This is a genomic window from Pseudomonas sp. PVC-5-1 (assembly GCF_057444345.1).
Genome location: NZ_CM172024.1, coordinates 3,751,960 through 3,772,523, shown reverse-complemented (window position 1 = coordinate 3,772,523; position 20,564 = coordinate 3,751,960). Strand labels below are relative to the sequence as shown.

Below are 20,564 nucleotides of genomic sequence, written 5' to 3'. Positions count from 1 at the left end.
ACGCTGGCACGGCCTGTGCTTTTCGGGCTAGGCAACTTCTTCGCATGCACCCGAGGCATTTTCCATGAAAAACATCCGTTCCTTGCTTCTGGCCGCCCTGGTTTGTGGCGGCGTCATGAGCGTTTCCCACGCCCAGGCCGATGCGCTGGCCGACATCACTGCCCGGGGCGTGCTCAAGGTAGCCGTACCCCAGGACTTCCCTCCCTTCGGCTCGGTGGGGCCGGACCTCAAACCTCGCGGCCTGGACATCGACACCGCGCAGCTACTGGCTGACAGGCTCGGCGTCAAGCTGGCGCTGACCCCGGTCAACAGCACCAACCGCATTCCGTTCCTCACTACCGGAAAGGTCGACCTGGTGATTTCCAGCCTGGGCAAGAACCCGGAGCGGGAAGCGGTGATCGATTTTTCCCTCCCCTACGCACCGTTCTACCTGGCAGTGTTCGGGCCGGCCGAGACGTCGATCGACAATATCGGTGCCGTTGCCGGCAAGACCATCAGTGTCACGCGTGGCTCGATCGAGGACATGGAGTTATCCGCGGTCGCCCCTCAGGGTGCGGTCATCAAGCGCTTCGAGGACAACAACTCGACCATCGCCGCCTACCTGTCGGGCCAGGTCGAGCTGATCGCCAGCGGCAGCGTGGTAATGGCTGTCATTGCCGAGAAGAACCCGAACAAGGTGCCGGTCATGAAGGTCAAACTCAAGGACTCGCCAGTGTACGTGGGGCTGGCCAAGCAGGAGCCGGCCTTGCTCGAGAAGGTCAACGCCACTTTGAATGCGGCCAAGGCCGACGGCAGCCTCGACCGCAATGCCGAAAAGTGGCTGAAGCAGCCATTGCCGGCCGACCTTTGAACGGCCCTGGAGTCGCCGACCCATGGCCTATCAATTTGACTTTTCCCCGGTGCTGGCCCAAGGCGGCCTGCTGCTCGAAGGGGCTGTGTTCACGCTGGAGCTGACGTTGATCGGCACCCTGTTCGGGGTGGCCATCGGTGTGCTTGGTGCGGTGGTGCGCGCCTGGCGACTACGGCCCTTCGATGCGTTGTTCGGCCTTTACGTGGAGCTGATCCGCAACACGCCCTTCATCGTCCAGTTGTTCTTCATCTTCTTCGGCCTGCCCTCGCTTGGCGTTCGGTTGACGGAATGGCAGGCGGCGGTACTGGCCATGGTGATCAACCTTGGGGCCTATTCCACCGAAATCATTCGGGCGGGTATCCAGGCCATTCCCAGAGGGCAACTGGAGGCTGCGGCGGCATTGGCCATGAGTCGTTTCGAGGCTTTTCGCCATGTGGTGCTGCAACCTGCACTGGCCAAGGTCTGGCCGGCCCTGTCGAGCCAGATCGTGATCGTAATGCTCGGGTCGGCGGTGTGCTCGCAGATCGCCACAGAAGAACTGTCGTTCGCTGCCAACTTCATCCAGTCGCGCAACTTCCGGGCTTTCGAGACATACCTGCTGACCACGGCTCTGTACCTGGTCATGGCTATCCTGGTGCGCCAACTGCTGGCATGGATCGGCCGGCGCGCTTTGACGGGGAGACGCTGAATGGATTTCACCTTGTGGGACATCGTGCGCAACCTGCTCGCAGGTTTGCAATGGACCTTGCTGCTGTCGCTGGTGGCGTTCGTCTGCGGTGGTATTGCCGGGCTGTTGCTGCTGTTGGCGCGAATCTCCGATAGCCGGATGCTGCGTGGCGCGGCCAGGAGCTACATCGAGCTGTTCCAGGGGACGCCGCTGCTGATGCAGCTGTTCATGGTGTTTTTCGGCATCGCCCTGTTCGGCATCGATGTTTCGGCCTGGATGGCGGCGGCCATCGCCTTGACGTTGTTCACCAGTGCCTTTCTCGCCGAGATCTGGCGAGGCTGCGTCGAGTCCATACCACATGGCCAGTGGGAGGCCTCCGGCAGCCTGGCCATGAGCCGTCTGGAGCAGTTGCGCCACGTGATCCTGCCCCAGGCCCTGCGCATTGCCGTCGCGCCGACCGTCGGGTTCTCGGTGCAGGTGGTCAAGGGCACGGCGGTGACCTCGATCATCGGTTTCACCGAGCTGACCAAGACCGGCGGCATGTTGGCCAACGCCACTTTCGAACCGTTCCTGATCTACGGTCTGGTGGCCGTGGGTTACTTCGTCCTTTGCTACCCGCTCTCGCTGAGCGCCCGTTACCTGGAGAGGAGGCTGCATGCCCCTGCTTAGAGTGTCCGCATTGCACAAGTACTACGGCGACAATCATGTGCTCAAGGGTGTCGACCTGGCGATCGAGGAGGGCGAGGTGGTCGCCATCATCGGCCGTAGCGGTTCCGGCAAGAGTACCTTCCTGCGTACCCTCAACGGCCTGGAGTCGATCAGCGATGGGGTGATCGAGGTGGATGGCGAATACCTGGATGCCGGCCGCGCCGACTTGCGCTCGCTGCGGCAGAAGGTTGGCATGGTGTTCCAGCAGTTCAACCTCTTCCCTCACCTGACAGTGGGCCAGAACGTGATGCTTGCACCCCAGGTGGTGAAGAAGGCCGGCAAGGCCGAGGCCCGCCAGTTGGCCGAGCAGATGCTCGCCAGGGTTGGACTGGGCGACAAGTTCGACGCCTACCCGGACCGCCTTTCCGGCGGCCAGCAGCAGCGGGTGGCGATTGCCCGGGCGCTTGCCATGTCGCCAAAGGTGTTGCTGTGCGACGAGATCACCTCGGCGCTCGACCCCGAGTTGGTCAACGAAGTGCTCGGTGTGGTGCGCCAACTGGCCAGTGAAGGCATGACCCTGATCATGGTCACCCACGAAATGCGTTTTGCCCGGGAAGTCGGTGACAAGCTGGTCTTCATGCATCAAGGCAAGGTCCACGAGACTGGCCATCCACGCGAGGTTTTTGCGGCGCCCCGAACAGCTGAGCTGGCGAATTTCATCGGTAGCGTGGCAGGAGGTTAGGTAGCGTCTGCAGGTTTCGTCGCCCCAAAAAAATGCTCCGTATCGAATGTTACGGAGCATTTCTCATCATTGCCTGGATCCCAAGGGCTGCGGTGCGCCTCTGCCATGGGCCAGGTATCCATCACGCTTGCATCCGCCGCGCTTCAGGTTTGACCCACGGCTACGGTCAAAGCCATGCCTTGATCTGCCTCGACACAGCGTCAGTGGAGATCCCGTATCGGTCATGCAAAGTCGGCAGTGCCCCTGCATCGAGAAACGCATCCGGTAGCGCGATCTGGCGGAAGGTTGGTGTGACCCCGTTGCGCAGCAGTACGCCGGCCACAGCTTCGCCCAGGCCCCCTATGATCGAGTGGTTTTCCGCAGTGACCACCAGGCGACCAGGCTTGCGTGCCTCGGCGAGAATGGTCTGTTCATCGAGCGGTTTGATGGTGGGTACATGCAGCACCGATACATCCACACCGTCCTTTTGCAACTGCTCGGCAGCCTCCAGCGCGCGCATGGTCATGAGGCCGCTGGCAATCAACAGCACATCCCGGCCACCGCGCAGCACCTGTGCCTTGCCCAGCTGGAACTGGTAATCGTAGCGATCGAGCACCAAGGGTACGTTGCCGCGCAGCAGCCTCATGTAGACCGGCCCCTGATGGGCGGCGATCGCTGGCACAGCCTGCTCGATCTCCAGCGCATCACAGGGGTCGACGATCATCAGGTTGGGCATCGCCCGGAAGATGGCCAGGTCATCCGTGGCCTGGTGGCTAGGACCATAACCGGTGGTCAGGCCAGGCAGCCCGCAGACGATCTTGACGTTGAGGTTCTCTTCTGCAATCGCCATGCAGATGAAGTCGTAGGCCCGACGGGAGGCGAACACCGCATAGGTGGTGGCAAAGGGGGTCATGCCTTCCCGTGCCATGCCGGCAGCGGCGCTCATCAGTAGCTGTTCGGCCATGCCCATTTGATAGAAGCGCTCGGGGTGGGCTTTGGCGAAGATGTGCAGGTCGGTGTACTTGGACAGGTCGGCACTTAGGCCAACTATATCCTGACGTTGCTCGGCAAGGCTTGCCAGGGCATGGCCGAACGGGGCAGGGCGGGTCGGCTGGCCGTCGGCGGCAATCGAGGCGATCATGGCCGAGGTGGTCAGGCGTTTCTTGGGTGAGTTCACTGTGCTCATGCTTGGCTCCCGGCGTCCAGCGCTTTCAGGGCGAGGTCCCATTCGTTTTCATCGACGCGAATGAAGTGCGTCTTGTCGCGGTTTTCCAGGAAAGGCACGCCTTTGCCCATGCGGGTATCGCAGATGATCACGCGCGGTTGCGCCCCGGCGTGGGCACGGGCCTGGTCGAAGGCGCCGACCAGCGCATCCAGGTCATTGCCGTCCACGCGTTGAACGAACCAGCCAAAGGCTTGCCAGCGGTCGGCGATTGGCTCGAAGGCCAGCACTTCGCTGGAATGGCCATCCGCCTGCTGGTTGTTCACATCGATGATGGCGATCAGGTTGTCCAGGCGCCAATGGCTGGCCGACATGGCGGCCTCCCAGGTCGAGCCCTCGTTGAGCTCGCCATCGGACAGCAGGTTGTACACCCAGCTGTCCGACCCCTTGCGTTTGAGCCCGAGGCAGGCGCCGACGGCGATGCCCAAGCCGTGGCCGAGCGAGCCACCGGTGATCTCCATGCCTGGGGTATAGGCAGCCATACCAGACATGGGCAAGCGGCTATCGTCGCTACCGTAGGTTTCAAGCTCATCCTCTGGGATTACGCCGGCCTCGATCAGTGCGGCATAGAGGGCAATCGCGTAGTGCCCGATGGACAGGTAGAAACGGTCGCGCTGCTCCCATTCGGGGTTGCCGGGGTCGAGGCGCAGCGCATGGAAATACGCGACCGCCAGCAGGTCGGCGGCGCCCAGCGCCTGGCCGACATAGCCCTGGCCCTGGACTTGCCCCATGCGCAATGCGTGGCGGCGGATATTGCGAGCGCGCACAGCCAGCGGCAGCGCCTCGGTGTAGGTAGGCACAGCAGTCATTGAAGTGACTCCTTTTTTTCGAATCAACGATTGACCAGATGGGCCGGTACTCGCGACACCAGGAAGGCGCCAGACATGAGTACCGCCGTGATGAGATACATGCCGATGGCATTGCTGCCCAAGGTGGTAGTGACCCAGCCGATCAGGTAGGGCGAGCAGAAGCCGGCGAGGTTGGCGAAACTGTTCACCGCCGCGATGCCTGCCGCCGCCGATACACCTCCCAACAGCGTGGTGGGCAGCATCCAGAACAGTGAAGAGGCGGATAGCACTCCAGCCGCAGCGAGGCACAGGCTGAGGATCGACAACGTCAGGTTGCTGCCCAGTGCTGCGGCGAGGCTCAGGCCCAGTGCACCGATCAACATGGGGATCGCCAGGTGCCAGCGGCGTTCACGGTGACGGTCGCCGCTGTGCCCGGCCCACAGCATCGCGACGATGGCACACAGGTACGGCAGGCTGGTCAGCAGGCCGATGTGCAAAGGTTCGCTGACGCCGGCATTGCGTACCAGTGTGGGTAGCCAGAACGTGATTGCGTACTGGCCCATCACTACGCAGAAGTAGATGCCCGCCAGCAACCAGAGCCGACGGTCGCGGATGAAGTCGGCCACCGAGCCGTGGTTTACCTTGTGTTGTTCGTCTTCAGCCAGCTCCTTGCGCACCAGGGCTTTTTCTTCGTCGCTCAACCAGTGAGCCTGATCGACGCCATCCTTCAGGTAGCTCAGCACCAGAACGCCCACCAGTACCGTGGGGATGGCTTCGAGCAGGAACATCCACTGCCAGCCCGCCCAGCCGTGAACGCCGGCAAAGCGCTCCATGATCCAACCCGACAAGGGGCCGCCGATCATGCCCGACAGCGGAATCGCGATGAACCACAGCGCGGTCATCTTCGCTCGGCGGTAAGACGGGAACCAATAGGTCAGGTACAGCAGAAGCCCTGGTGCCAGGCCTGCTTCGGCGATCCCCAGCAAAAACCGCAGGGTATAGAATTGCCAGGCTGTCTCCACCAGGGCGAACATCGCCGAGATGATGCCCCAGGTGATCATGATGCGAGCGATCCAGCGTCGAGCGCCCACTTTGTGCAGAATGATGTTGCTGGGCACCTCGCAGAGAAAGTAGCCAATGAAGAACATGCCGGCGCCCAGCCCGTAGACCGCTTCGGAAAGGGCCAGGTCGTCCATCATCTGCAGCTTCGCAAAGCCGACATTGACCCTGTCCAGATAGGCGCACAGGTAGCAGAGCATGAGAAAAGGCATCAGTCGCCAGGCCGTTTTACGGTAGGCGCTGCTGCGTGCGGCGGATGCCGCATCGAGCGCTATTGTGGTCATTCGTTCTGATCTCTTGTTGTTATCGAACGCGTGGCCTGCGCCGGGCTCGGGTGCAGGTCACGATTACACCAGGTGCTCAGTGGATCAGCATCCCGCCGTTGACATCCAGGGTAATGCCCGTCAGGTAGCTGGACAGGTCACTGGCCAGGAACAAAGCTGCATTGGCGACATCGCGCGCCTCGCCCAGGCGGCCCAAGGGGATGCCTTCGATGATGGCGTGACGGCGTTCATCCTGCATGAGGCCACCGGTGATGTCAGTGTGAATCAGGCCTGGCGTGATCGAGTTGACGCGAATATTGTCCGGCCCCAGCTCGCGGGCCATCGCCTTGCCCAAGCCAAGCACGCCAGCCTTCGCCGCGCTGTAGTGAGGGCCACCGAAGATGCCGCCACCACGCTGGGCAGACACAGATGACATGCAGATGATGCTGCCGGCGCGTTGCGCCCGCATGGTTGGGATCACCGCCTGGGACATCAACAATGTGCCACGCAGGTTCACGTTGAGAATCCGGTCATAGTCAGCCCCGGTGATTTCCAGGGTTTTCACCGGCTGAGTGATGCCGGCATTGTTTACCAGCACGTCGATCCGACCGAATTGCGCGAGCACTTGAGCGATGGCATCACGCACTTGTGCTTCATCGGCAACGTTGGCAGCCACGCCGAGGTGGCCTTCGCCCAGTGAAGCGGCAGCCTCGGTCGCGGCGGAGGCGTCCAGGTCCAGGATCGCGACTTTGGCGCCCTGAGCGGCAAACGCCTGGGCTGTTGCGCGGCCGATGCCGCGGGCAGAGGCCGCGCCAGTGATCACGGCAAATTTTCCTGTTAACAGCATCGAAGGTGCTCCAGATGGTTGTTGTTGTGAGCGGCGGTTCAGGCAGAACCGATAGGCACAGCTTCGTCCCGGACAGCACCCCGAGCAACGCTGCCTCCTTCACCCGGTGCTGAAAAAAATTCAGCCCTCGACTTGTGCCTTGGGCTTACAGGAAGGTAAAAGCCTTGGTATCGCTTCGAATCCTTCAGGAAATGGTCATGAGCCTGGACATCCTCAGAAAATCGCCTCAGATCCCTTCCCTGAAAGCAATTCAGGCCTTCGAGCAAGTCGCTCGCTTCGCCAACGTTGCACGGGCCGCAGAGCAGTTGAACCTCACGCCCTCTGCGGTGAGCCACCAGATCGCTAACCTGGAAGCCTTGATCGGTCGTCCATTGTTCATTCGCGAGGCGCGCGGTGTTGCATTGACCCCGGCCGGAGAGCAGTACCTGCGCGAGGTATCAGGCATATTGCAAAGCCTGGCTACGGCCACCGAGCGCGCCGGCAACTCGGTGGGCTTCGATTGCTTGCGGCTTCATTCCGCGCCCAGCTTCGGCCTGCTCTGGTTGCTGCCGCGCCTGGACCATTTTCGTAACAGTCATCCGCAGATCCAGATCAACCTGTCGTGCTCCTACGAGTCGCTGCACTTCGGCCGCCATCAGATCGATCTGGATATCCGTCATGGCTACCCCAACTGGCCCAGCCTGGAAGTGCGTACCATCCGGCATGAACGTGCAACTGTGCTGGCCTCGCCACAGCTTCTCGAGCGTACGCCTATCAAGCAGCCGGGCGATCTGCTGGGGCAGAACCTGATCCTGTCGGAAGCCGCATTGGTGCAATGGCCCCAATGGTTCGCACAGCAAGGCGTGGCGTTGCCACAAACCCCCTACGCCCTGAGCTTCGATCGCTCCTACATGAGCCTGGAGGCCGCCAGCCATGGGTATGGGTTGGCCTTGGAGAGTTCCCTGTTGGCGCAGGACTATATCGCCCGGGGCGAGTTGGTACCGGTATTTGCGGAAGACTTGGCGACGCCCGTCAGTGCCCACCACCTGGTATTTCCGCGAGGCCATGCTGAAGCTCCCAGGGTTCGCCAGTTCCTTGAATGGGTGCAGGGCCAGCTCGGTCATGACTTCAATTACTGAGAGCAGTTTGCACAACAGATCAACTGCGCTAGGGGCCGGCTATCGAGTCAGCAGAAGGCTGGATAGCACCAGAACTCAACGGTAATAAGCAACAAGGGAAAAGCCCTACAACGCTATCGGAAGTTTCGCTGCCCGGTTCGGGTTGTACATCTTCAGGGTGTCGCTACCATCAGGGCTCGGCGCTTTCATGGAGTTTCCAGTGACTACTTCCGGCAATACAAGAAGGCGAGGTTGGTAGCGTGAATCAGCCCTTGGGTTCGCTCAGTAGCTTTCTGCGCTCGGCCTTGCTGATTCTATTGTGTCTATTGGGCGTATTCCCTCTGGATGTGATCCTGCCGTCATTCCCGGCGCTCGCAGGCGAGTTTCACGTCGAGCCACAGCAGATAGCTTACTCGGTGAGCTTCTTTGCGTTTGGTGTCGCCTTGGCGCAAATCGTGATCGGGCCATTGTCGGATGGCATGGGGCGCAAGCGGTTGTTGCTCGCTGGGTTGGGAGTGTCCATTGCAGGGGCAGTGGGTTGTGTACTTTCAACCCGCTATGAGACGTTCATGGCGTTCCGTTTGCTGCAGGCCTTGGGTTGCGGGAGTTTCGTGCTGGGCCAGGCGCTCGTGCAGGATCTGTACAGTGGTAGGCAGCGCAATGCCATGCGTATCCTGCTGACCAGCGCAAGTGGGCTGTTCATCTCGTTGTCACCGGTCGCAGGCGCTTTTCTCCAACAATCCTTTGGCTGGAAGGGCAGTTTTACGGTATTCGCTTTCATAGCCGTGACCGTTTCATGCCTGTCATATGCATTGCTGCAGGACACGCCTGCATCGCGAGGCCGTACGTCGGGCATGCGCTGCTACTGGGTCATGCTGCGTGATGCGACCTATCTTGCGCACTCCCTGCTGGCCAGCCTGGCGTTTGCCTGCCATTTTTCCTTCATCGTTGTCGCGCCATTGGCGTTGATGGACAGCCTGGGGCTGACGCCATATCAATTCTCGGTGGTATTTATCGCCTATGGGCTTGCGTATATCGCTGGCGGAGCAACCGCGACCTACTTGAACAATCGCGTAACCCCGCAGTTTCAGATCAAGACGGGATTCCTGCTGATTGCTGCCGGGGGCATCACACTGGTGATCTGGGAACAGGTAGCGGGATTGACGGTGGCGGGGCTGCTGCTGCCGATGATCATTTGCACGACCGGGACAACGCTGGTGCGTCCGGCTGCAACGACCCAGGCCTTGGCGCGTTACCCGCAGCAAGCCGGTGCGGCAGCGTCGCTCAATACGACATTGTTGTTCGCAGGTGGTGGTTTGGCCGGCAGTCTTGTTGCTGGCGTCGAAAGCGAGCTGCCGATGAGCCTGGGGCTTCTGTTCCTGGGTATCAGTTTGTGCGGATGGCTACTGCTTGCATGCCTGACGGAAACGCTGACCAGCACTCGAACTTGATAACGACCGAGCCATCCGCGGTGAAAACGATAACGGTGTAGCGCAGGTGTTGATCAGGCCCAGAAACCAAACAGCACCAACGCCGCCACGCCAAGCCCGACCGCAACCGAACAGCCGCCCAACGACAGTGCCGCCCGACCTTGCCGGTACCAACCATCCTGGCCCAGCTGCCGTGCCGGTGCCAACAGGCTGCGCCAGTGCAGTTCCGTGTCATGAAACGCTTGCAAGTTCGCCGTGTCCGCATCCAGCCAACGGCGAAAATCGATCCGCTCGCACGCCGTCACCTGTGGGCTCTGCAAGCGCACATACCATTGCCCGGCAACACTCGCCAGCACATCCCGGCGCGAGCGACCGGCCTGCAGTGCCTGGTCCATGTGCCGCTCGATGCTCGCCAATGGCAGGTCGAGGCGGGCGGCGATGATGGCGAAGTCCAGCTGGTCGAGGCGGTTGAGCAGGAATACTTGTTGCACACGCCGTGGCAGGCGTTTCAGGGCGTGCAGCAGGGCGTCGTCGGCATGATGTTCGGCAGCAGAGGTTGGGTGTTCAAGGGGCAGCAGCAGACGGCTCATGGACAGCTCCTTGCTCTATGGAGGGGGGAGGGATGGGGGCATCTTCCGTGATGCGTGATCAGCGTAGGTGAAACGAGATTGATTCTCAAGTGCTGATTCCGCAAAGTTTTGTAATGAGCGTTCACGCCCTGAAACACCTTTGCTATCATGCGCGCCATCACGATCTTCATTAGCCTGAAGAGCCAAAAAAAAGACCCAGCAAAAAGCTGGGTCAAAAACCGTGATTAGCCTGATGAGGAGATAATCTGAGAGCGACCTAAGCTCCAGGTTATCCAGCAGATCTTGCGATCAGCTGAGTGCAATAATAATCGTTATCATTTGCCAGTCAAATGAATTTTCGGTAATCCGGTAAAAAAGTTTTACCGGCGCGCTTCCTTGTCCCGGCAATCGGGGCCTTCGCCGTTACCCGGCCATCACGTTCTCTCCCTTCTTTCTTGTTTACAAACCCGATTCCACGGTGCGTTTGTGCTCGAGCAGTGCGCGCGCCATGTCCATCATGTGCATCAGGGCAAAGGTCAGTTCGCGCTGGCTACCGTGCTGGTGGGTGGCGGTTTCCTGCGCGGTGGCGGCGGCGCAGCGCAGCAGGGCGATGGCATGTTCCTGGGCCTGGTCGCCGGTTACACCCTCGTGCAGGGTCCAGATCCTGTTGTCCAGGGTGGGGCGCGGCGGGTTGGGGTTGAGGTAGTAGTCGAGGGCGCGGCGGGCGGCTTCGCTGTCGAGATCTGTTTCGTCGTTTTTCGGTGGTTTCATCCTGATACCTGCTAACACCAGTAGGGAAAGGGTTCAGGTCGATACTAATACCTAAAGTATTTTTGTGCTTTCCGATAAATAATACTGAATGTTTATTGAGCGCTAGAAGGCAGTCCGTATCGTGCCAGCGATGAATATGGATAAATGGATTGCCCTCGTCCGTGACCGGATGGAGGAGCTAGGGCTTACTCAAGAGCAGCTTGCCGAGCGCGTTGGCGTGTCTCAAGGCAGCGTGGGGCATTGGGTGAACAAGCGGCGTCAGCCGAAGATCGAGTCGATGAATCGCACATTCGTCGAGATTGGCATGCCCCATTACAACGTCAGCCTACAGTTGCGCATTGTTGGTCAGGTTGGCGAGGAGCGTGGCATTTACGAGGTCGATGACTCCGATGATGACCTGGACCTCATGCAATACATCGTGTGCTTCCGCTACCCGGTGCTGGGCTGGGATGAGCTAGGTATCGCAGATGGGGCGGAGCCAGGTGTGTTCGAGCAGACGGACTATCTGGCCCAAGGCAAGGCGTTCTGGCTGACTGTCGAGAATGATGCGATGAGTGCCGCCAGTGGCCGCAGTGTGCCGCAGGGCATGCGGATGTTGGTGGACCCTGGGGTAGATGCCGAGCCAGGGCGTCTGGTTATCGCTCGTCAGCCGGGCAAACCGGCGATTTTCCGTGAGCTGGCGGAGGAAGGTGGGCAACGGTACCTGAAGGCACTCAACAGCAACTACCCGGCGCTGCTGTGTGAGGATGGTTGCGAGTTTCTGGGGGTGGTCGTGCGAGTGCATGGCTCCTTCTAGATTGCCGGGGCTGCTGCGCAGCCCTTTCGCGACACAAGGCCGCTCCTACAGGGATGGCGCAAGTCTTGGAGCCGCAGTATCCGCTCATGGAAAACTGGATCGCATTTCTCAAGCGCTACAAGCGTGAACACAACCTCAGCCAGCTCAAGCTGGCCGAACGCCTGGGGATGACACAGGGCGGCGTAGGGCATTGGTTGCGCGGTACACGGCGGCCGACACTGGAGACCATCAACGAAAAGCTCGAGAAGCTTGGGTTGGTGTCTCTTGAGGCCCAAGTCATGGTGGTCGAGCGTGGCATTGCGTCTGAAGCCTCAGGGGGTAGTGCGAGCTATCGTTTCCCCGTGCTGAGCTGGGCCGATTTGCAGGGGCCTTTGCCTGAGGCGAGCAAATCCCATGAACAGACGGACTATATGCCCGCCGGCAATGCCTTCTGGCTGATGGTGGAAAACGACTCGATGAATGCCGCCAATGGCAGGAGCGTGCCTGTGGGTATGCGTGTGCTGGTGGATACTGGCCTTCCGGCAGAGCCCGGTCGGTTGGTGATTGCGCGGCAGCCCGGGCGGCCGGCAGTGTTGCGGCAGTTGGTCGAGGAGGGCGGAGACAGGATGCTCAATCCGCTGAATACGCGCTATCCGACAGTCCTGTGTGAGGAAGGCTGCGAGTTTTTGGGTGTGGTCGTGCGAGTGCATGGCTCCTTCTAGATTGCCGGGGCTGCTGCGCAGCCCTTTCGCGACACAAGGCCGCTCCTACAAGTACCGCACCAACCTCAGGGTATGCAACGTACCTGTAGGAGCGACCTTGTGTCGCGAAAGGGCCGCAAGGCGGCCCCCAGGACTTACTCCGCCAGTTCGACCAGCACCGTCCCTTCGCTGACCATATCCCCTTCCTGGCAGAACAACGCCTTCACCGTGCCGCCATGCGGCGCGCGGATGCTGTGCTCCATCTTCATGGCCTCCAGCACTACCAGCGGCGTACCTGCTTCCACCACCTGCCCAGGCTCCACCAGCACCCGCACGATGCTGCCGTTCATGGGCGCGCCCAGGCCGCCCTGGTGGCTGTGGCTGGCCTCGGCTTCGGCGATCGGGTCGAAGGCTTCGATGGCATGCATCTCGCCGTCCCAGTGCAAGTACAGCGTGCCACCGCGGCGGATCGCCAGATGCTGGCGACGCACGCCCGCCTGGTCATGTACCAACTGCTCGCCCACCAGCTGCCAGGTAGACGCAGCGCTGCGCTCCAGGGCAACTGCCTGGTCCTGCCCGCCACTGACCAGGTGCAGGCTGCTGCGCGCCGGCAGGCCCAGGCGCAGGCCGTTGCGCTCGGCCCACGGCGAACTGCGGTCGTCCTCCCGCTGGTGTGCGGCCTGGCCCTGCAACCAGGCCTCGGCCGCGGCTTCCCAGAAGCCTGCCGGCAGCGCTTGAGGCGCGGGCAGCAAAACCTCCTGGTGACGCGGAATGAAGCCAGTATCCAGTTCCGCTGCAGCAAACGCCGGGTGGGCGAGAATGCGCCGCAGGAAGGCGATGTTGGTCTTCAACCCGCCAATGGCAAATTCGTCGAGCATGGCCAGCAAACGGAGGCGCGCCTGCTCGCGGTCTTCGCCCCAGGCGATCAGCTTGCCCAGCATCGGGTCGTAGAACGGCGACACCACATCACCTTCGCTGACCCCGCTGTCCACCCGTCGCCCTTCGCCGGCCGCCGACTCGCGGTACAGCGCCAGCTTGCCGGTCGCGGGCAGGAATTCGTTGGCCGGGTCCTCGGCATACAGGCGCACTTCGATGGCATGGCCGATCAGCGGCACCTGGTCCTGGGTGATCGGCAGAGCCTCGCCGCAGGCCACGCGAATCTGCCAGGCCACCAGGTCGAGCCCGGTAATGGCCTCGGTAACCGGGTGCTCCACCTGCAGGCGGGTGTTCATCTCCATGAAGAAGAACTCGCCACGGGCATCGAGCAGGAACTCAACGGTGCCGGCGCCCACGTAGCCGATGGCCTGGGCCGCGCGTACCGCCGCCTCACCCATGGCCCGGCGCAATTCGGCTGACAGGCCTGGCGCAGGGGCTTCTTCCACCACCTTCTGGTGGCGGCGCTGGATCGAGCAGTCACGCTCGTTGAGGTACAGGCAGTTGCCGTGCTGGTCGGCGAATACCTGGATTTCCACATGGCGCGGCTTGAGCACGTACTTTTCTACCAGCATGCGCGCATCGCCGAACGACGACTGCGCCTCACGCTGGGCCGAGGCCAGGGCGTCGGCCAGCTGGCTTTCTTCCTCGACCACTTTCATGCCCTTGCCACCGCCGCCGGCGCTGGCCTTGAGCAGCACCGGGTAGCCGATGCGTTCGGCGGCGGCGCGGAAGGTGTCCAGGTCCTGGGCTTCGCCGTGGTAGCCCGGCACCAGCGGCACGCCGGCGGCTTCCATCAGCGCCTTGGCCGCCGACTTGCTGCCCATGGCGTCGATGGCGCTGGCCGGTGGGCCGAGGAAGATCAACCCGGCCTCTTCGATGGCACGGGCGAAGCCTGCGTTCTCGGACAGGAAGCCATAGCCCGGGTGGATGGCCTGGGCACCGCTGGCCTTGGCTGCGGCCAGCAGCTTGTCGACCAGCAGGTAGCTTTCGGCAGCCTTGGTGCCGCCGAGGTCGACGCGGATATCGGCTTCGCGGCTGTGCCGGGCATCTCGGTCGGTGGCACTGTGCACGGCCACGGTGGTCAGGCCCATGGCCTTGGCGGTGCGCATCACCCGGCAGGCGATTTCGCCGCGGTTGGCGACCAGCAGGGTGGTCAAAGCGGGGCGGCTCATGGGCGCGGCTCCTTCTTGTCGTCGGTTTGCCAGGCGGGGCGGCGTTTTTCCAGGAAGGCGCGCAGGCCCTCCTGGCCTTCGGCGCTGACGCGGATGCGGGCGATGGTGTTTTCGCAGTAGCGGCGCAGGGCCGGGCTGAGTTCACCGTCGTCCACTTCACGCAGCAGGTCCTTGGTGGCGCGCAGCGCTTGCGGGCTGTTCTGCAGCAGGTTGCTCACCCAGGCTTCGACCTGGGCGTCCAGTTCGCTGGCCGGGTAGACCTCGGCCAGCAGGCCCAGCTCGCGGGCCCGCACGCCGCTGAAACGCTCGGCGGTGAGGGCATAGCGGCGCGCGGCACGCTCGCCGATGGCCTTGACCACGAACGGGCTGATCACTGCCGGGGCCAGGCCGATGCGCACTTCCGACAGGCACAGCTGGGCGTCTTCGGTACCGATGGCCATGTCGCAGCAACTGATCAGGCCCAGCGCGCCGCCAAAGGCCGCGCCTTGCACCACGGCCAGGGTCGGCGCCTTGAGGCGGTGCAGGGCGTACATCAGCTCGCCCAGCTCGCGGGCATCATCCAGGTTGGTGTTGAAGTCCAGCTGCGCCGACTGCTGCATCCAGGCCAGATCGGCGCCGGCGCTGAAGTGCCGGCCGCGGCCGCGCAGCAGCACGAAGCGCAGGCTGGCGTCCTCGGCCAACTGGTCGAGGGCGACGATCAGCTCGCGGATCATCAAGGCGTTGAAGGCGTTGTTCTTGTCCTCGCGGCTCAGCCACAGGGTGGCGAAGCCGCGCGGGTCGCGGATCACTTCGAGGGTGCTGAAATCGCTCATGGATCACATCCGGAAAATGCCGAAGCGGCTCTGTTCGATCGGTGCGTTCAGCGCGGCGGACAACGCCAGGCCGAGCACGTCGCGGGTCTGGGCCGGGTCGATGACACCGTCGTCCCACAGGCGGGCGCTGGAGTAGTAGGGGTGGCCCTGGTGCTCGTACTGGTCAAGGATCGGCTGTTTGAGCCGGGCTTCGTCTTCGGCGCTGAACGGGTGGCCACTGCGCTCGCTCTGTTCGCGCTTGACCTGGGCCAGCACGCCGGCGGCCTGTTCGGCCCCCATCACGCCGATCCGCGCATTGGGCCACATCCACAGGAAGCGCGGGTCGTAGGCACGGCCGCACATGCCGTAGTTGCCGGCGCCAAAGCTGCCGCCAATGATCACCGTGAACTTCGGCACCTGGGCGCAGGCCACGGCAGTGACCAGCTTGGCGCCGTGCTTGGCAATGCCGCCTTCTTCGTACTTTTTGCCGACCATGAAGCCGGTGATGTTCTGCAGGAACAGCAGCGGGATGCCGCGCTGGCAGGCCAGTTCGATGAAGTGCGCGCCTTTTTGCGCCGCTTCGGCGAACAGGATGCCGTTGTTGGCGAGGATCGCCACCGGGTAGCCGTGCAGGTGGGCGAAGCCGCACACCAGGGTGGTACCGAACAGCGCCTTGAACTCGTCGAACACCGAGCCGTCGACCAGGCGCGCGATCACCTCGCGCACGTCGAACGGTTGCTTGGCGTCGGCCGGCACCACGCCATACAGCTCATCGGCGGCATACAGCGGTGCCACCGGGGCCAGGCGCTGCAGCTTGCCCAGCTTGTGCCAGTTGAGGTTGGCCACGCTGCGTCGGGCCAGGGCCAGGGCGTGTTCGTCGTTGTCGGCATAGTGGTCGGCCACGCCGCTGGTGCGGCAGTGCACATCGGCACCGCCAAGGTCTTCGGCGCTAACCACCTCGCCGGTGGCCGCCTTCACCAGTGGCGGGCCGGCGAGGAAGATGGTCGCCTGCTGGCGCACCATGATCGCTTCGTCGGCCATCGCGGGCACGTAGGCACCGCCGGCGGTGCACGAGCCCATCACCACGGCAATCTGCGGAATACCCAGTGCGCTCATGTTGGCCTGGTTGAAGAAGATCCGCCCGAAGTGCTCGCGGTCGGGGAACACTTCGTCCTGCCGTGGCAAGTTGGCGCCGCCGGAGTCCACCAGGTAAATGCACGGCAGGCGGTTCTGCAGGGCGATGGTCTGCGCACGCAGGTGCTTCTTCACCGTCAGCGGGTAGTAGGAACCGCCTTTGACCGTGGCGTCGTTGGCCACGATCATGCATTCCACGCCTTCGACGCGGCCGATGCCGGCGATCACGCCCGCAGCGGGCACGTCTTCGCCATACACCTCATGGGCAGCCAGTTGGCCGATTTCGAGGAACGGCGAGCCCGGGTCCAGCAGGCGGTCGATACGCTCGCGTGGCAACAGCTTGCCACGCGAAGTGTGCCGCTCCTGAGCCTTGGGCCCACCGCCCTGGGCCACTTGGGCGAGCAGGCCGCGCAGGGCCTGGACCTGTTCGAGCATGGCCGCGCTGTTGCCGGCGAACTCCGCCGAACGCGGGTTGATCTGGGTGTGCAAGGTAGCCATGTGCGCCCGTCCCTTGTGCTCAGCGGGTTTCGTTGAACAGTTCGCGGCCGATCAGCATCCGGCGGATTTCGCTGGTGCCGGCACCGATCTCGTACAGCTTGGCGTCGCGCAGCAGGCGGCCTGCCGGGAATTCGTTGATATAGCCGTTGCCGCCGAGAATCTGGATCGCCTCCAGGGCCATTTGCGTGGCGCGCTCGGCGGTGTACAGGATCACTCCGGCGGCGTCCTTGCGGGTGGTCTCGCCACGGTCGCAGGCTTGGGCCACGGCATACAGGTAGGCGCGGCTGGCGTTGAGCTGGGTGTACATGTCGGCGATCTTGCCCTGGATCAGCTGAAACTCGCCGATGCTCTGGCCGAACTGCTTGCGGTCGTGAATGTAGGGCACTACCAGGTCCATGCAGCTCTGCATGATGCCGGTCGGGCCGCCGGACAGCACCACGCGCTCGTAGTCCAGGCCGCTCATCAGCACGCGCACGCCACCGTTGAGCTGGCCGAGGATGTTTTCTTCCGGCACTTCGACGCCGTCGAAGAACAGCTCGCAGGTGTTGGAGCCACGCATGCCCAGCTTGTCGAACTTGTTGCTGCGGCTGAAGCCTTTCCAGTCACGCTCGACGATGAACGCGGTGATGCCGTGTGCGCCCTTTTCCAGGTCGGTCTTGGCGTAGATCACGTAGGTATTGGCGTCCGGGCCGTTGGTGATCCAGGTCTTGCTGCCGTTGAGCACGTAGTGGTCGCCGCGCTTTTCCGCGCGCAGCTTCATCGACACCACGTCGGAACCGGCGTTGGGCTCGCTCATGGCCAGGGCGCCGATGTGCTCGCCGCTGATCAGCTTGGGCAGGTACTTGAGCTTCTGCTCGTGGCTGCCGTTGCGGTTGATCTGGTTGACGCAGAGGTTGGAGTGGGCACCGTAGGACAGGGCCACCGAGGCCGAGCCACGGCTGATTTCTTCCATCGAAACCACGTGGGCCAGGTAGCCCAGGCCGGCACCGCCGTATTCTTCCGGCACGGTGATGCCCAGCAGGCCCATGTCGCCGAACTTGCGCCACATGTCGGCAGGGAACAGGTTGTCGTGGTCGATTTGCGCGGCGCGCGGAGCCAGTTCGGCGGCGACGAAGGTGCGCACCTGGTCGCGGAGCATGTCGATGGTTTCGCCCAGGGCGAAGTTCAGGGTGGGGTAATGCATGCTGGGGCACCTTGTTGTTCTTGAAATATGGGAAACACTCTGGCTCAAGGATCTGGCGCCGGACCCTGTGGGAGCGGGCTTGCCCGCGAATGCCTCAGCAGGACCACCGTCATTGCCTGAGTGATCGCATTCGCGGGCACGCCCGCTCCCACAGGGTTCGGCGTCATGCCTGAGGGGCGGTGTCGTTCATCACCTTTACGTTAACGTAAACCTGCGTGCGCTCACTGTCAATCGACTCATCACCTTTACGTAAACGTAAATCTGCGCCAGAGTATTCCCGCTTGCTTCAGTCGTGCCCAGAACAACCACAAGAAGGGACACCCATGAGTCAACCAAGCTATACCCGCGGTCGCCAGGACCAAGCCTTGCTGACCCAGACCATCGGCCAGGCCTTCGACGCCACCGTGGCCCGTTGTGCCGACGGCGAGGCCCTGGTGTCGCGCCATCAGGGCCTGCGCTACAGCTGGCGGCAGTTGGCCGAGCAGGTCGAGGTGCATGCTCGTGCCCTGATGGCCCTGGGCGTGAACACCGGCGATCGGGTCGGCATCTGGTCGCCCAACTGCGCCCAGTGGTGCATCCTGCAGCTGGCCAGCGCCAAGGTCGGTGCGATTCTGGTCAACATCAACCCGGCCTACCGCGTGGGCGAGCTGGAATACGTGCTGCGCCAGTCCGGTTGCCGCTGGCTGGTGTGTGCCGATGCCTTCAAGACGTCCGACTACCACGCCATGGTCCAGGAACTGGCGCCGGAGCTGGCCAGCGCCACCCCCGGTGAAATGGCCAGTGAACGCCTGCCCGACCTGCGTGGTGTGGTCAGCCTGGCCGCCAACCCGCCGGCAGGCTTCCTGCCTTGGCAAGCGCTGGCCGAGCGGGCAGGGCAGACCTCCGTCGAGGCTTACGCGAAGCGCCAGCAAAGCCTGCAGTTCGACCAGCCGGTGAACATCCAGTACACCTCCGGCACCACAGGCGCTCCCAAGGGCGCCACGCTCAGCCACTACAACATCCTCAACAACGGCTTCATGGTCGGCGAAAGCCTGGGCCTGACCGCATGCGACCGCATGGTGATCCCGGTACCGCTGTACCACTGCTTCGGCATGGTCATGGCCAACCTCGGCTGCATCACCCATGGCAGCACCATGATCTATCCCAACGACGCCTTCGACGCCGAGCTCACCCTGCGCGCCGTGGCCGAAGAGCGCGCCAGCATCCTCTATGGCGTGCCGACCATGTTCATCGCCATGCTCGACCACCCCGCGCGCGCGCAAATGGACCTGTCGACCTTGCGCAGCGGCATCATGGCCGGCGCCACCTGCCCGATCGAGGTGATGCGCCGGGTCATCGACCAGATGCACATGGCCGAAGTGCAGATCGCCTACGGCATGACCGAAACCAGCCCGGTGTCACTGCAGACCGGCCCGGACGACGACCTTGAGCTGCGCGTGACCACCGTCGGCCGCACCCAGCCGCAGCTGGAGAACAAGCTGGTGGACGCCGACGGCTGCATCGTCCCGCGCGGCGAGATCGGCGAGCTGTGCACCCGCGGCTACAGCGTGATGCTCGGCTACTGGGACAACCCCCAGGCCACGGCAGATGCCATCGACCCGGCCGGCTGGATGCATTCTGGCGACCTGGCGGTGATGGACGAGCACGGCTACGTGCGCATTGTCGGGCGCAACAAGGACATGATCATTCGCGGCGGCGAGAACATCTACCCGCGTGAACTGGAAGAGTTCTTCTACACCCACCCGGCGGTAGCTGATGCGCAGGTGATCGGCATCCCGTGCAGCCGTTATGGCGAGGAGATCGTCGCCTGGATCAAGCTGCACCCGGGGCACAGTGCCACGGTGGAGGAACTGCAGGGCTGGTGCAAGGCGCGCATCGCACACTTCAAGGTGCCGCGGCATATCCGCTTTGTCGACGAGTACCCGATGACGGTGACCGGCAAGGTGCAGAAGTTCCGCATGCGGGAGATCAGTGTGGCGGAGATCTCGGCGGTTACTGCTGGTTGATGCATTGGCCGTTCCGACCCTTTCGCGGGCACGCCCGCTCCCACAGGTACTTCACTGCCCTCGGGCTCTGTGAAATACCTGTGGGAGCGGGCGTGCCCGCGAAGAGGCCGGCCCTGCCAGCACAAGATCCTGGTCTACCCTTAAGCCTTCACCGGTGGTTCCTGGCTCGGCGGGTCGCCCACTGTCGGCGGCACGGTCGGTTTGATCGGCAGCTCGTCCGGCTCTTCCTCCGGCACGGGCGGCGGCAGGCTCGGGTCGTCGATGTTGGGATCGGGAGTCTCCGGTGGAATGGGAATGTTCATGGCCTGACCTCGCTTGGGTAATTGAAGAGGTGCTGCAGGCTTCGACCCCTCGCAGCTGCCGTTCGCTCAATTTTTTTGAACCCCACGCCTGTGCCCGGCTCTGAACCCTTACCGCTACCAGCCTGAGGGAGCAA

20 protein-coding genes are annotated in these 20,564 nt (G+C 62.9%); 9 read left to right on the top strand and 11 right to left on the bottom strand.

Translation table 11 applies throughout. The features are described from left to right. The first annotated feature begins 64 nt into the window (after positions 1–64). Genes AC2T3R_RS17350 through AC2T3R_RS17335 form a run of 4 tightly spaced genes read left to right on the top strand, consistent with a single transcriptional unit; the run spans position 65 to position 2,907 of the window. On the top strand, positions 65–850 hold the full coding sequence (locus tag AC2T3R_RS17350; RefSeq protein ID WP_486744012.1) for a transporter substrate-binding domain-containing protein: 786 nt from the start codon (positions 65–67) through the stop codon (positions 848–850). 22 nt (positions 851–872) lie between these two features. After that, positions 873–1,538, top strand: coding sequence for an amino acid ABC transporter permease (locus AC2T3R_RS17345; RefSeq protein ID WP_003258372.1), 666 nt, complete (start codon positions 873–875; stop codon positions 1,536–1,538). Continuing rightward, the gene (locus AC2T3R_RS17340) at positions 1,539–2,186 is read left to right on the top strand and encodes an amino acid ABC transporter permease (RefSeq protein ID WP_013973354.1); all 648 of its coding nucleotides are present in this window, start codon (positions 1,539–1,541) and stop codon (positions 2,184–2,186) included. It abuts the gene before it with no gap. Beyond that, on the top strand, positions 2,173–2,907 hold the full coding sequence (locus AC2T3R_RS17335; RefSeq protein ID WP_015271020.1) for an amino acid ABC transporter ATP-binding protein: 735 nt from the start codon (positions 2,173–2,175) through the stop codon (positions 2,905–2,907). The genes AC2T3R_RS17340 and AC2T3R_RS17335 overlap by 14 nt, the downstream gene beginning before the upstream one ends. A 166-nt stretch (positions 2,908–3,073) precedes the next feature. Here the strand turns inward: AC2T3R_RS17335 and AC2T3R_RS17330 are convergent, their stop codons facing one another. From AC2T3R_RS17330 to AC2T3R_RS17315, 4 genes are all read right to left on the bottom strand, one after another. After that, positions 3,074–4,072 (bottom strand): transketolase family protein, encoded by a 999-nt coding sequence (locus AC2T3R_RS17330; protein WP_015271019.1) that lies wholly within the window; start codon positions 4,070–4,072, stop codon positions 3,074–3,076. Beyond that, positions 4,069–4,917, bottom strand: a complete 849-nt coding sequence (locus tag AC2T3R_RS17325) for a transketolase (RefSeq protein WP_486744011.1) — start codon at positions 4,915–4,917, stop codon at positions 4,069–4,071. Before AC2T3R_RS17325 ends, AC2T3R_RS17330 begins: the two co-directional genes overlap by 4 nt. Positions 4,918–4,940: 23 nt before the next feature. After that, positions 4,941–6,239, bottom strand: a complete 1,299-nt coding sequence (locus AC2T3R_RS17320) for an MFS transporter (RefSeq protein ID WP_486744010.1) — start codon at positions 6,237–6,239, stop codon at positions 4,941–4,943. 76 nt (positions 6,240–6,315) lie between these two features. Beyond that, positions 6,316–7,065 carry an SDR family NAD(P)-dependent oxidoreductase gene (locus AC2T3R_RS17315; protein ID WP_013973349.1) on the bottom strand — a complete coding sequence of 250 codons (750 nt, stop codon included), beginning with the start codon at positions 7,063–7,065 and terminating at the stop codon, positions 6,316–6,318. Positions 7,066–7,262: 197 nt separating this feature from the next. Between AC2T3R_RS17315 and AC2T3R_RS17310 the strand changes: the two genes are divergently transcribed. Together AC2T3R_RS17310 and AC2T3R_RS17305 are read left to right on the top strand one after the other, a co-directional pair. After that, positions 7,263–8,183 carry a LysR substrate-binding domain-containing protein gene (locus AC2T3R_RS17310; protein ID WP_054572477.1) on the top strand — a complete coding sequence of 307 codons (921 nt, stop codon included), beginning with the start codon at positions 7,263–7,265 and terminating at the stop codon, positions 8,181–8,183. A gap of 239 nt (positions 8,184–8,422) precedes the next feature. Continuing rightward, positions 8,423–9,613, top strand: a complete 1,191-nt coding sequence (locus AC2T3R_RS17305) for an MFS transporter (RefSeq protein WP_486744009.1) — start codon at positions 8,423–8,425, stop codon at positions 9,611–9,613. A gap of 53 nt (positions 9,614–9,666) precedes the next feature. On the opposite strand, the gene AC2T3R_RS17300 is transcribed toward AC2T3R_RS17305, so the two are convergent. Further along, complete coding sequence (locus AC2T3R_RS17300) at positions 9,667–10,182, bottom strand: DUF4880 domain-containing protein (protein WP_486744008.1); 516 nt, start codon at positions 10,180–10,182, stop codon at positions 9,667–9,669. Between the two features lie 438 nt (positions 10,183–10,620). After that, positions 10,621–10,932, bottom strand: coding sequence for a DUF6124 family protein (locus AC2T3R_RS17295; RefSeq protein ID WP_025339827.1), 312 nt, complete (start codon positions 10,930–10,932; stop codon positions 10,621–10,623). A gap of 130 nt (positions 10,933–11,062) precedes the next feature. On the opposite strand from AC2T3R_RS17295, the gene AC2T3R_RS17290 reads away from it, so the two are divergent. Both AC2T3R_RS17290 and AC2T3R_RS17285 read left to right on the top strand, forming a co-directional pair. Continuing rightward, a complete protein-coding gene (locus tag AC2T3R_RS17290; RefSeq protein ID WP_054572480.1) occupies positions 11,063–11,728 on the top strand; it encodes a LexA family transcriptional regulator in 666 nt (221 codons plus the stop codon). A gap of 86 nt (positions 11,729–11,814) precedes the next feature. Continuing rightward, a complete protein-coding gene (locus tag AC2T3R_RS17285; RefSeq protein WP_238066610.1) occupies positions 11,815–12,429 on the top strand; it encodes a LexA family protein in 615 nt (204 codons plus the stop codon). Between the two features lie 134 nt (positions 12,430–12,563). Here AC2T3R_RS17285 and AC2T3R_RS17280 read toward each other — a convergent pair whose 3' ends face one another. The 4 genes from AC2T3R_RS17280 to AC2T3R_RS17265 are packed head-to-tail and all read right to left on the bottom strand — an operon-like array spanning position 12,564 to position 18,122. Further along, positions 12,564–14,516: an acetyl/propionyl/methylcrotonyl-CoA carboxylase subunit alpha gene (locus AC2T3R_RS17280; protein ID WP_486744007.1), complete on the bottom strand. Its 1,953-nt coding sequence runs from the start codon at positions 14,514–14,516 to the stop codon at positions 12,564–12,566. Further along, the gene (locus AC2T3R_RS17275) at positions 14,513–15,328 is read right to left on the bottom strand and encodes a gamma-carboxygeranoyl-CoA hydratase (protein WP_100412904.1); all 816 of its coding nucleotides are present in this window, start codon (positions 15,326–15,328) and stop codon (positions 14,513–14,515) included. The genes AC2T3R_RS17280 and AC2T3R_RS17275 overlap by 4 nt, the downstream gene beginning before the upstream one ends. Positions 15,329–15,331: 3 nt before the next feature. Next, on the bottom strand, positions 15,332–16,939 hold the full coding sequence (locus tag AC2T3R_RS17270; protein WP_013973340.1) for a carboxyl transferase domain-containing protein: 1,608 nt from the start codon (positions 16,937–16,939) through the stop codon (positions 15,332–15,334). Positions 16,940–16,958: 19 nt separating this feature from the next. Then, on the bottom strand, positions 16,959–18,122 hold the full coding sequence (locus AC2T3R_RS17265) for an isovaleryl-CoA dehydrogenase (RefSeq protein ID WP_013973339.1): 1,164 nt from the start codon (positions 18,120–18,122) through the stop codon (positions 16,959–16,961). Positions 18,123–18,445: 323 nt separating this feature from the next. Between AC2T3R_RS17265 and AC2T3R_RS17260 the strand changes: the two genes are divergently transcribed. Continuing rightward, positions 18,446–20,128, top strand: a complete 1,683-nt coding sequence (locus tag AC2T3R_RS17260; RefSeq protein ID WP_486744006.1) for an AMP-binding protein — start codon at positions 18,446–18,448, stop codon at positions 20,126–20,128. Between the two features lie 140 nt (positions 20,129–20,268). Here AC2T3R_RS17260 and AC2T3R_RS17255 read toward each other — a convergent pair whose 3' ends face one another. Then, complete coding sequence (locus AC2T3R_RS17255; protein ID WP_015271006.1) at positions 20,269–20,430, bottom strand: hypothetical protein; 162 nt, start codon at positions 20,428–20,430, stop codon at positions 20,269–20,271. Between the last annotated feature and the right edge of the window lie 134 nt (positions 20,431–20,564).

Bases quoted from the DNA above. Each gene is read 5' to 3' on its own strand.
- AC2T3R_RS17265 (WP_013973339.1), bottom strand. From the start codon at position 18,122: ATGCATTACCCCACCCTGAACTTCGCCCTGGGCGAAACCATCGACATG.
- AC2T3R_RS17340 (WP_013973354.1), top strand. From the start codon at position 1,539: ATGGATTTCACCTTGTGGGACATCGTGCGCAACCTGCTCGCAGGTTTG.
- AC2T3R_RS17275 (WP_100412904.1), bottom strand. From the start codon at position 15,328: ATGAGCGATTTCAGCACCCTCGAAGTGATCCGCGACCCGCGCGGCTTC.
- AC2T3R_RS17335 (WP_015271020.1), top strand. From the start codon at position 2,173: ATGCCCCTGCTTAGAGTGTCCGCATTGCACAAGTACTACGGCGACAAT.
- AC2T3R_RS17310 (WP_054572477.1), top strand. From the start codon at position 7,263: ATGAGCCTGGACATCCTCAGAAAATCGCCTCAGATCCCTTCCCTGAAA.
- AC2T3R_RS17350 (WP_486744012.1), top strand. From the start codon at position 65: ATGAAAAACATCCGTTCCTTGCTTCTGGCCGCCCTGGTTTGTGGCGGC.
- AC2T3R_RS17290 (WP_054572480.1), top strand. From the start codon at position 11,063: ATGAATATGGATAAATGGATTGCCCTCGTCCGTGACCGGATGGAGGAG.
- AC2T3R_RS17320 (WP_486744010.1), bottom strand. From the start codon at position 6,239: ATGACCACAATAGCGCTCGATGCGGCATCCGCCGCACGCAGCAGCGCC.
- AC2T3R_RS17255 (WP_015271006.1), bottom strand. From the start codon at position 20,430: ATGAACATTCCCATTCCACCGGAGACTCCCGATCCCAACATCGACGAC.
- AC2T3R_RS17280 (WP_486744007.1), bottom strand. From the start codon at position 14,516: ATGAGCCGCCCCGCTTTGACCACCCTGCTGGTCGCCAACCGCGGCGAA.
- AC2T3R_RS17285 (WP_238066610.1), top strand. From the start codon at position 11,815: ATGGAAAACTGGATCGCATTTCTCAAGCGCTACAAGCGTGAACACAAC.
- AC2T3R_RS17330 (WP_015271019.1), bottom strand. From the start codon at position 4,072: ATGAGCACAGTGAACTCACCCAAGAAACGCCTGACCACCTCGGCCATG.
- AC2T3R_RS17270 (WP_013973340.1), bottom strand. From the start codon at position 16,939: ATGGCTACCTTGCACACCCAGATCAACCCGCGTTCGGCGGAGTTCGCC.
- AC2T3R_RS17260 (WP_486744006.1), top strand. From the start codon at position 18,446: ATGAGTCAACCAAGCTATACCCGCGGTCGCCAGGACCAAGCCTTGCTG.
- AC2T3R_RS17325 (WP_486744011.1), bottom strand. From the start codon at position 4,917: ATGACTGCTGTGCCTACCTACACCGAGGCGCTGCCGCTGGCTGTGCGC.
- AC2T3R_RS17295 (WP_025339827.1), bottom strand. From the start codon at position 10,932: ATGAAACCACCGAAAAACGACGAAACAGATCTCGACAGCGAAGCCGCC.
- AC2T3R_RS17345 (WP_003258372.1), top strand. From the start codon at position 873: ATGGCCTATCAATTTGACTTTTCCCCGGTGCTGGCCCAAGGCGGCCTG.
- AC2T3R_RS17315 (WP_013973349.1), bottom strand. From the start codon at position 7,065: ATGCTGTTAACAGGAAAATTTGCCGTGATCACTGGCGCGGCCTCTGCC.
- AC2T3R_RS17300 (WP_486744008.1), bottom strand. From the start codon at position 10,182: ATGAGCCGTCTGCTGCTGCCCCTTGAACACCCAACCTCTGCTGCCGAA.